Source organism: Bartonella sp. AU18XJBT (assembly GCF_028618595.1).
In the GTDB taxonomy this organism is placed as follows: domain Bacteria; phylum Pseudomonadota; class Alphaproteobacteria; order Rhizobiales; family Rhizobiaceae; genus Bartonella.
The window spans coordinates 1-11,982 of record NZ_JAQITE010000036.1 but is presented as its reverse complement, the minus strand read 5'-3'; the positions used below and the strand labels follow the sequence as shown (position 1 = coordinate 11,982).

The following is an 11,982-nucleotide window of genomic DNA, read 5'->3' as shown; positions in this document are numbered from 1 at the left end:
TTCTTGAAGATGCCAAAAAGTATACGGATAAGCAAGTTTCTAATATTGTAAAAGACGGCGTTAGTGAGGCTAATTCGTATACAGATATGAAGTTTGAGGCGTTGAATTATGCTGTTGAGGATGTTCGGAAAGAAGCAAGACAAGCAGCAGCTATTGGTTTGGCAGTATCTAATTTAAGCTATGACGATACACCAGGAAAATTAAGTTTTTCATTTGGTACGGGTGTATGGCGCAGTCAGTCTGCATTTGCTATTGGAGCTGGTTATATGTCTGAAAATGGAAGATTTCGCTCTAATATATCAGCAACGAGTGCTGGGGGACATTGGGGTGTAGGTGCTGGATTTAGGGTAACACTGAATTAACAATAGAAAATTCAAAATAAATTTTCCTTCTCTTATCAAATGCGTTACATGTGGCATTTAAAGAGAAGGAAAATTATTCTTATCATAAATGAATAGCAATAGAAGATAAGGGTGGATTTCGAGCAAAAATATATTTTTTATTGTGAAATTTTATATGAAAAAATCATTTATTATCTATCATCTCCAAAAGGAATTATTTGAGTAATCGATATTTATTTTAAGAAAGTTTTTTCTTTATAAGAGGAATGTGTATTGTAATAATATTATTGTTGGATTGTATAATGCCATAAAAGGTGATCAATTAGATAACAGTGAGCAGCAGATTAAGACAGTTTTTAATGATGCGAAAAAATATACAGATAAATGTTTTTCTGAATTCATAGGATAATGTGATGAGTAATGTCGTTAATGATGCAAAATTTTATACGGATACAAAATTTGAAGCATTAGTATGATATTCAGACAGCTCAGAAAGAAGCAAGACAGGCGGACTCTGTTGGTTTAGAAGCACTGCATTTAAGTTATTTTGATATCATTTGGTCTTTAAGTGTTTGTTCTGGTAGTAGTTTATGGCGTAGTCGATTGGCTTGTACTATTGGAACCGTTGATATGTCAGAAGATGGAAAGATTCGCTCTAATATATCTGCCACGAGTGCAAGAGGTCACAGGGAGTTAAATGCAGGAGTGAACTTAACGCTGAATTAATAATAAAAAAAATTTCCCCCTTGTCTCATCAGATAAGGGTAAAAATTTTATAAAGCAGTGATATTTTACACAGAAATTCATAGAGTAGTATACTTATAAAGTTTTATAACAATGTGTTCTGTAGTAATAATTTTAGTGTGACAGATTTTAGTTACAGTGAAGTATTTTAACAAAAAACTACAAATGCAGAGTGATGTTTTCATATAAATTAATAGAGCGTGCAATCGCACAATATTTTAAAACTGTACGGTTTATAATTTTATTAGTAGAAATATTCATGGGGAGGTATGCTTAAAGAAATAAAAAATCTCATTTTTTACTATTTTCTTTGTATGCAGTAGCGGGAATGATTAAGTACGACTCACTTTGATCAGAACAGGGGTATTTAAAGCACAACGATGTACCAGCATTTTTATAAAAGCCTAGAGTGTAAACAATGAGGCTATGAATTTTAGAATTATTTCATGAATCAGAAAGACGCATTATATGAAAAAAATAATTAATTATTTTTTTCCTTGCTATTTTTTTAAATAGTCTGTAAGAATGCAAAAAATTAATTTAGAAGATATTAAGAAATTTTCGCAAAACGGGGGGCGGTAAATCGTAAAAAAATCACACAATCACCTTTATCTTATATCAAAGAGCTTTAAGAGATACGAATCTAAGGTTCAGAGATACATCGCTTATTTTTACAACAAAAGTGCGATACCCCTACAAAAAGCGCTCTAAATTACTCAGCAAACAACTTGACTATTGTCGGCAATAAATACCCTTTATTGTCTCTTAAACACACAATACCTAATAATGGTGCACAAACATGTTTTCTTTATACTTCGTTCATCTCTATTCACCTTTAAATTTAAAGGCTCTGCTAAAAAAAGAAAATCCTCCCTAAAGGGGGAAAATAAAAATCTTATTAATTGGGCTATCGATCAACATCGATCATAATCTCATTTCTTAGATAGTCCTCTTCCTCATTATGACAACCCTTAAAACAAGAAAAAGCAAACTCTGCGGCTTAGTAGCACCAGAATATGTCTTTTTAATGTTTTTAATATGTTTTTCTTACTTGGAGAATTTGTTATGAAAAAAATATATACCACACCACACAAGTCAGCAGTGAGTAATTTTAAAAATTCTTGCTCGTCTCATGGATTACCTTTTATTAGAACGCTTTCATTAGTGTCAGTAGCTGTCTTTTTATCAAATGCCTCTCCTGTTTCTGCTTGTGATACGTGGGGTAATGTAGCGAAATATTTTGGTGGTGGTGCAGATATACGTAGAAGTATTGCGCCAACCTATGTAATTGACGGTAAAGTGTATAGAGATGTTGGCTCTGCGTTTACCGGTGTGGGAGATTCTTTTCAGCGATGGAAGAATGAAGTTAATGCGAATATTAACAATAAATTTAATCAATTTGATAATAAAATTAATCAATTAATTTCAGATAAGTTTGTTAGGCAAAATAGCTCAGGGACAATTTTAATTGGTGCGAATACACACGGCATTGCAGTAGACTTTGCAAATAGTTCTCGTGAGTCGCGAATTCTTATGGGTGTTCGTGATGGTATGGTTGGCCCAAGATCAGATCAAGCAGTCAATGGTAACCAGCTTTATAATTTGGGCTCTGGGGTTGCTAATTCTTTGGGCGGTGGTGCTTACTATAGTAATGGAAAATGGTCAGCCCCTGTTTTTATGATTAAAGCCTTTGATGAGTATGGTAATCAGACGCTGGAAAATCATAAGAGTGTCGCGGGTGCATTTGGTAGCATGAATAATTCTTTTGCGAATCTTAATAAAGCCATTAAAAATGTAGTTGCTAATGCAGCGGGTGATGGTCTTATTCAGCAAGATTCTGCAGGGATTATTAAGATTGGTGCGAAAAAATGGGGTGCTATAGTAGACTTTGCAAATAATTCTCATGAGGCGCGGTTGATTACTGGTGTTCGTAATGGTGTGGTTAATGCAACATCGAATTACGCAGTCAATGGTTCTCAGCTTTATGAATTGGGCGCTGGGGTTGCTAAGTCTTTTGGCGGTAATGCTAGCTATAAAGATGGAAAATGGAGTGCTCCTACTTTTACAGTTAAAGTCTTTGATGAGAATGGTAAGGGAGCTAACAAGAACTATCATAATGTTGCAGATGCCTTTACGGGCGTAAATAGTTCTTTCACGAATCTTGATAAAAAGATTGAGAATGTAGTCATTAATGCGACAGGGAATAGTCTTGTTAAGCAAGATGATACAGGACTTATTACCATTGGTGGAAAAGTAAGTGGAACTAAAGTAAGCATTGCAAACATTGATAATGCAGCTCGGATTCTTTCCGGTGTTAATGCTGGTTCGATTACAGCAACGTCACATGATGCGATCAATGGTTCTCAACTTTATTCTATGAGCAATGTCGTTGCAGGCTATTTTGGCGGTAATGCTAGCTATAAAGATGGAAAATGGAGTGCTCCTACTTTTACAGTTAAAGTCTTTGATGAGAATGGTAAGGGAGCTGACAAGAGCTATCATAATGTTGCAGATGCCTTTACTGGCGTAAATAGTTCTTTCACGAATCTTGATAAAAAGATTGAGAATGTAGTCATTAATGCGACAGGGAATAGTCTTGTTAAGCAAGATGATACAGGACTTATTACCATTGGTGGAGAAGTAAGTGGAACTAAAGTAAGCATTGCAAATGCTGATAATGCGGCGCGGATTCTTTCCGGTGTTGATGCTGGTTCGATTACAGCAACGTCAAATGATGCGATCAATGGTTCTCAACTTTATTCCATGAGCAAAGTCATTGCAGGCTATTTTGGCGGTAATGCTAGCTATGAAGATGGAAAATGGAGTGCTCCTACTTTTACAGTTAAAGTCTTTGATGAGAATGGTAATGGAGCTGACAAGAACTATCATAACGTTGCGGATGCCTTTACTGGCGTAAGTGGTTCTTTCACGAATATTGATAAAAAGATTGAGAATGTAGTCACTAATGTGGTGGGTGACAAGCTTGTTAAGCAAGATACAGCAGGGCTTATTACCATTGGTGGAGAAGTAGGTGGAGCTAACGTAAGTATTGCAAACGTTGATAATGCGGCACGGACTCTTTCCGGTGTTAATGCTGGTTCGATTACAGCGACCTCAACTGATGCGATAAATGGTTCTCAACTTTATTCCATGAGCAAAGTCGTTGCAGGCTATTTTGGCGGTAATGCTAGCTATGAAGATGGAAAATGGAGTGCTCCTACTTTTACAGTTAAAGTCTTTGATGAGAATGGTAAGGGAGCTGACAAAGAGTATCATAATGTTGCAGATGCCTTTACTGGCGTAAATAGTTCTTTTACGAGTCTTGATAAAAAGATTGAGAATGTAGTTACTAATGTGGTGGGTGATAGTCTTGTTAAGCAAAATGATACAGGGCTTATTACCATTGGTGGAGAAGTAAGTGGAACTAAAGTAAGCATTGCAAACGTTGATAAGGCAGCTCGGATTCTTTCCGGTGTTGATGCTGGTTCGATTACAGCAATATCAAATGATGCGATAAATGGTGCTCAACTTTATTCCATGAGTAATTCAGTTGCGAGATATTTTAGTGGTGATGCTGGATATGATGAAGATGGAAACTGGAATGCTCCTAGTTTTACAGTTAAAGTCCTTGATGAGAATGGTAATGGAGCTGAAACGCACTATGAAAATGTTGCAGATGCACTTTCTGGTGTAAGTAGTTCTTTTACAAATCTTAATAAAAAGATCGAAAGTGTAACAGGCGATAGTTTTATTAAGCAAAATAGCGCTGGGCTTATTACCATTGGGGGAAGCAAAAGTGGCAATAGAATAGATATTGCAAACAATGTTAATGCCCCACGAGTTCTCTCTGGTGTTAAGGGTGGTGCATTTACGAAAAACTCGACTGAAGCAGTAAATGGTAGCCAGATTTATTTTATGTCTCAGGCATTTGCAAATTATTTTGGCGGTGGTGCTGGATATAATGAAGAGGGGAAATGGTCAGGTCCTACTTTCACGGTTAAAGTCTTTGATAAGGATGGTAATGAGAGTGAGAAAAAATATAATAATGTAGCGGATGCATTTTCTGGTGTAAATAGTGCTTTTACAGTTTTGAATGAGGAGATTGTTAAGATAAAAAACAACACTGGTATTGATGAAAAAAGTCATAATTCTGAAGATGGTGATTTGAATGATATTATTTCAGAAGGCTTTCCTTTTATGAGAAGCTTACCTCGTGCGCTAGGTGACTTGAAGGATGCAACTACGGTAACTGTTGCTGCTAAATCACCCTTAAAACAAATAAGTTTTATGAATAGTAAAGGTGAAAGCCGGCGTCTTTTTGATATTGCTGCTGGTGAGATTTCAGAAACGTCGACTGATGCTGTAACTGGTTCTCAGCTCTATTCGATGAACAACCAGATTGCTACTTATTTTGGTGGTGGTTCTGGTTATAAAAATGGAAATTGGATATCTCCTACTTTCACAATTAAAGCCTTTGATGAGCATGGTCATGAGACTGAGAACACGTATACGAGTGTTGCGGATGCATTTGCCGGCGTGAATAGTGCTTTCACAGCTTTGAATAATCAGATTGTTGATATAAAGGATAACGTTGGTATTGGTGAAACAGAGAAGGCATCTCAAAATGGTGATTCGGATATTATTTCAGAAGGCTTTCCTTTTATGAGAAGCGTATCTCTTGTGAGAAGCTTACCTTTTGATATGGATGAAGAGGAATATGCCATGGGTGATGATGTGAATCTGCCTTCGGTAACGGTTTCTCCTGAAATAGAATCAACACAAGTAAGTCTTATGACTGCTTCAGGTAAAAAACGGAGTCTTTTTGGTCTTGTTAATGGTGATATTTCTGCTAACTCAGACGAAGCAATCAATGGTTCCCAACTTTTTTCTTTAGGCAGCTCGTTTGCTTCTTATTTGGGTGGTGATGTTAAATATGAGAACGGCATATGGAAAGCTCCTTCCTTTAAGGCTATGGTGTTTACAGACGATGGTTCTGTGATTGATATGCAATCCTATGGCGATGTAGCTGGCGCGTTTGATGCTGTACGTAAGGGCATGTTGGCGATCAATAAACGTCTTGTGGCTGTTGAACAGAAAGAAGCCCCTGGCGTAGCCTCTAATGGATTCCCATGGGACGAAGGAAAAAAAGGGTATGATGCTAGTCATGATGGTAAGCCCAGCAAGATTGTCAATGTAAAGGGTGGTGCTCTTGTAGAAGGTTCAACAGAGGTCGTAAATGGAGGACAGCTCTGGACGACGAATGAAAAGGTCACAGAAGTTGAAACCAAGGTAGCAACAGTTGAAAAAAAGGTCACAGAAGTTGAAACCAAGGTAGCAGCAGTTGAAAACAAGGTGAATCTTGCGGTTAGCTATGATGTTGATAAAGATAGCGGAAAGAAAATCAACAGCATCACTTTAAAAGGTGCCGATGACAGTGAACCTGTTTTGATTACTAATGTTAAAGATGGAGAAATTAAAAAAGGCTCTAAGGACGCAGTAAATGGTGGTCAGTTACATAATCATACCGAGGAGAAGATGAAGATTACTCTTTCTGAAGCGCAAAAGTATACGGATGAGAGAGTTAACGGTCTTGTCAATAATAGTGTTAACGAGGCGAAATCCTATACCGATATGAAGTTTGACGCACTAAGTTATGATATTACGAATGTGCGCAAAGAGGCAAGGCAAGCAGCAGCGATTGGTTTGGCAGTGTCTAACTTACGTTACTTCGATGATCCAGGATCTGTAAGTGTTTCATTTGGTGGTGGTTTTTGGCGTGGCCAATCTGCCTTTGCTATTGGTGCAGGTTATACATCTGAAGATGGAAAGATTCGTTCTAATCTATCAGCAACCAGTGCCGGAGGTCAGTGGGGCGTAGGTGGTGGAATAACTCTGAAATTAAGATAATATCAGAGTATATGAAAAACTACAATTTAAGCGAAGTTTCGCCCTTGTCTCATCAGACAAGGGCGAAATTTTATATTATAGAGAAGTAATATTTTACAGAGAAAGCCATAGAGTAGTATACTTATAAAGTCTCATAACAATATATTCTATAGTAAGAATTTTAGTGAGATTGACTTTAGTGAGAAGTGAAGCACTTTAACAAAAACTTTACAAATACAGAGTAATACTCTGATATAAATTGATAAAGTGCGTAATCGCACAGTATTTTAAAACTGTACGTTCTATAATTTCATTGATAGAAAATATCCATTGGGGGGATACGTTTAAAAAATTAAAAATCCTATTTTATTATTTTATTTATTTGCTCTGTACATAGCATTAGCAATCATGGGGCACACAACAGCGGCAATTATGAGTAAGACTCATTTTGATCAAAATGGGATATCTCAAACAAACGATAAAACAGAAGCTCTAGACAAGTCTATAATGCGTGGAATCTATGAATTTTAAAGTTATAAGGATATTTCACGATTGTATAAATCGGAAAGACTCATTCTGTAAAAATAATTAAATTCATTTTCTTCTTGCTATTTTACTCAATAATCTATAAGACTATAAAAATAGTCTTTAGTAAGACTCATTTTGGCAAAAATTAAAAAGTTCTCGCAAAGGGAGGTGCGACGGATCATGAAAAAACCAAACAATCACCCTCATTTTATTTTCTTCAAGAGAAAAACCAAAAGTCAGAGAGTATGTTGCTTGTTCCTACGATAAAAGCGCAATGATTTCACAATAATTACTCTAAATCATTCATCGGACAACTTAACCTTATTTCTGCAACAATGTCTTATAGCCTCTTAAGCATACAAAATGAGCTCTTTCACTATCGTTAATCAACCTTAATCGCAGCCTTGCCGAAGTTCTAACTACTTCTGTTCGCTTCTGCGGCAAGCCTAAACTTTGTAAAGAACAAACAAAATCACATCTATCGCTAAAAATATGTCTTTTTTATGTTCTGAATATGTTTTTTTACTTGGAGAATTTGTTATGAAAAAATTATATACCACATCAAAAGCGCCGGTGGTGAATGATTTTAAAAATTCTTGCTCGCTTTATCGATTACTTTTTATTAAAGCGCTGTCATTGGCTTCAGTGATTATCTTTTTATCAAATATTTCTCCTGTTTCTGCTAATACTCAGATTTTTAATAACATATCAAGCGGTTTTAGTGTCGGTAAAAATGTGCTTAAAGCTATTCCACCAGCCTATATCGTTGGCAGTAAATTATATAAAGATAGTGACTCTGCATTTATAGACGATGAAGATGCCTTCAGAAATTTAAATCCTAATATTAAGGTTCAAATGCAATATGCACTTGATACTGCATTTGCGGGTAAGGAAAGTTCTAAGGATGAAGATGCTTTCAGAAATTTAAATCCTAATATTAAGGTTCAAACGCAACTTGCACTTGATACTGCATTTGCGGGTAAGGAAAGTTCTAAGAATGTAGCGGATGCATTTTCTGGCGTGAAAAGTGCTTTCACAAGTTTAAATCATCAACTTGAACTTGCTGAGATAAAGAATCCCCCTGCTATTGGAGAGAAACAAAATAATCTATCTCAAGCTAATGATCAGCATAAGAATATAGAAGGTTTAATCCGTGGATTAGGTCGGGAGGATGACGAAAGGATGATAACTATTGCTCCTAAGTCACCATTAACTACAGTAACTTTTCGGAGTAGTGAAGGTAACGCTCGAACTCTTGTAGATGTTGCTGCTGGTAGTCTCGCAAAAGGCTCAACCGAGGTGGTAAATGGTAACCAGATTTTTGAAATAAACGATATGATTGCGAAGCTTTTGGGCGGTGCTTGGAGTGTGGACCAGGCGAGTGGACTTTGGTCACCCAGTGACTTTTATGAAGCGCACTACACGGCCAGCGGCAAGGCAATAGAAAACGCCGTTGTGAATCTAGATACGGCCTTGGTCAGGATGGGAAGAACTGCCAAATTTGTGGCTAAAGACTTTCACCATACTACAAAAGCTTTCGGCGGTGGTGCTGGCTTTAATTCTAACTTTGACGATGATGCTACTGATGGTTGGATTGCTCCGACTTACGAAATCTCCAATGTTTCTGAAGATGGTAAAGTGGGAAAGACAAGCTTCAATGATGTTGGTAGTGCGTTTGCAGGTCTTGATACGAGTGTCAAGAATGTGAATACGCATTTAGCGAATGAGATCAAAAAGTTTGATGAAACACTAACGAATATTACGCAAGAAATTCAAGGTGATGCCTTGTCGTGGGACAAGGCTAAAGGCGCTTTTGTAGCCTTGCATGGGGAAAAGAACAGTAAAACAAACAGCAAGATTACATCACTTTCCAATGGAGACATTACTTCAACCTCAACTGATGCTGTAGCGGGCAATCAGCTTCATGCCCTAGGGAGCAGTGTTGCAAAATCTTTAGGCGGTAATGCTAGCTATGGGAATGGCACATGGACCGCCCCTACATTCAAGATTAAGAAATTTGCATCTGATGGTAATGTCATTGACTCAACTTATAATGATGTCGCTTCTGCCTTTGCCGGTGTTGGTGATTCTATCACGAATATTAAAAATGAGATTGCCAAGGAAATTGCTGGTGAAAAAAGTGATTCATTAAACTGGAGCCAAAAGAATAATGCATTTGTTGCGCAGCATGGACTAGATAATAGCAGCAGCAAGATCACATCACTTAAGAATGGAGATATTACTGCAACCTCAAGCGATGCTGTAGCGGGCAATCAGCTTCATGCCCTAGGGAGCAGTGTTGCAAAATCTTTAGGTGGTAACGCTAGTTATGGGAATGGCACATGGACCGCCCCTACCTTCAAGGTTAAGAGCTTCACAGAAGATGGCGGTGTTTCTGACGCAACTTATGACAATGTCGCTTCAGCTTTTACCGGTGTTGGTTCTTCATTCAAAAAAATTAAGGACAAATTCGAGAAAGTTAAGGATGAAATTAGCAAAGAGGTTGCTAATGCGAAAAGTGACTCTTTGAACTGGAGCGATGAAGATAGTGCATTCGTAGCGCAGCGTAGAGTGTGGAGTAAAAGTGACAAACGTCAGGGCTACATAAATGAAAAAATTAAGTATCTTGCGGATGGAGATATTTCTGCTAGCTCAACAGATGCCATAAATGGCTCACAGCTTCATAGTCTAGGGAGCGGTGTTGCAAAATCTTTAGGCGGTGGCGCTAGTTATGAGAATGGCACATGGACCACTCCTAGTTTCACGGTTAAGAGCGTGAACGAAGATGGCAAAACAGAAGATAAAGACTATCATGATGTGTCGACAGCTTTTGCAGGTGTAGGTACTTCTTTCGCGAATGTGAATAATTCTATTACGAATATTAAGAATGAAATTAGCAAAGATATTTCTAAAGCAAAGAGTGATTCCTTGAATTGGAGCGAGACTGCACATGCCTTTGTAGCGACGCATGGAGAAGAAAAAAACAGCAGCAAGCTTACATCACTTTCCAATGGAGACATTACTGCTAACTCAACCGATGCTGTAGCTGGTAATCAGCTTCATACCCTAGGGAGCAGTGTTGCCAAATCTTTAGGTGGCGGCGCTAGTTATGAGAATGGCACATGGACCACTCCTACCTTCACGGTTAAGAGCTTCACAGAAGATGGCAAAACAGAAGATAAAGACTATCATGATGTGTCGACAGCTTTTGCTGGTGTAGGTACTTCTTTCGCAAATGTGAATAATTCTATTACGAATATTAAGAATGAAATTAGCAAAGATATTTCTGAAGCAAAGAGTGATTCCTTGAATTGGAGCGAGACTGCACATGCCTTTGTAGCGACGCATGGAGAAGAAAAAAACAGCAGCAAGCTTACATCTCTTTTGGATGGGTCCATTAAGGATGGTTCCACGGATGCCGTAACGGGTAATCAGCTTCATGCTCTAGGTGATAAAGTTGCAAAATCTTTAGGTGGCGGCGCTAGTTATGAGAATGGCACATGGACTGCTCCTAGTTTCAAGGTTACAACAATCAAAGAAGATGGAAGCTCTGAAGAAGATGATTATTCTGATGTAGCGAGTGCTTTTGCAGGTGTTGGTAGTTCTATCACGAATGTTAAAAATGATATTACCACACAAATTAACAATGAAATTGCCAATGTGAAAGGCGATAGCCTTGTTAAGAAAGATGCAGATACACATCTTATTACTATTGGAGCAGCAGTAGAAGGCAGTAAAATCACTATTGCCAATAAGAGTGGTGAGGCGCGGATTATTTCTGGAGTTGCCGCTGGTACTGAAGAAACTGATGCGGTGAATTTTTCGCAATTAAAAGATGTCAAAGAACAAGTAGCAGCAAGTAGCTTCGTTAAACAGAATTCAGAAACGAGACACATCAATATTGGAAAAGAAACAGATGGTGATACAATTGATATTGCCAACAACAAAAATGACAATCGTACTCTTACAGGTATAAAGAATGGCACCCTCTCAGCAGATTCCAATGAAGCTGTCAATGGTTCGCAACTTTTTGCAACAAATAATGAAATTAATGATGTAAGAGACAGTATTCTTGTTAGGCAAGCAACAGAGATGACTTTATCGCGCAGTCTGCGTGATGGAGGAACAGGTCTTATCACGATTGGTAAGAAAACTGGTGGTACTGAAATCAGTATTTTGAACAAAGAGAATGGAGGGCGGAAGCTTTCCGGTTTACTCGACGGGGATATCAGTGAAAACTCAAAGGAAGCCGTAACGGGCAATCAGCTTCATGCTCTAGGTGATAAAGTTGCAAAATCTTTAGGCGGTGGTGCTAGTTATGAGAATGGCACATGGATCACTCCTACCTTCCCGTAACGGGCAATCAGCTTCATGCTCTAGGTGATAAAGTTGCAAAATCTTTAGGCGGTGGTGCTAGTTATGAGAATGGCACATGGATCACTCCTACCTTCACGGTTAAGAGCTTCACAGAAGATGGTGGTGT

3 protein-coding genes are annotated in these 11,982 nt (G+C 37.9%); all 3 read left to right on the top strand.

Annotated elements, in window-relative coordinates; all coding sequences use genetic code 11:
• The coding region (locus tag PVV60_RS08260) for a YadA-like family protein (RefSeq protein ID WP_273724214.1) at positions 1-362 on the top strand (362 nt) is incomplete at its 5' end.
• Between the two features lie 1,788 nt (positions 363-2,150).
• Entirely contained in the window at positions 2,151-6,992 is a 4,842-nt protein-coding gene (locus PVV60_RS08255) for a YadA-like family protein (RefSeq protein WP_273724213.1), read from the top strand.
• A 1,047-nt stretch (positions 6,993-8,039) separates the two neighbouring features.
• Complete coding sequence (locus PVV60_RS08250) at positions 8,040-11,855, top strand: hypothetical protein (protein ID WP_273724212.1); 3,816 nt, start codon at positions 8,040-8,042, stop codon at positions 11,853-11,855.
• Positions 11,856-11,982 lie beyond the last annotated feature (127 nt).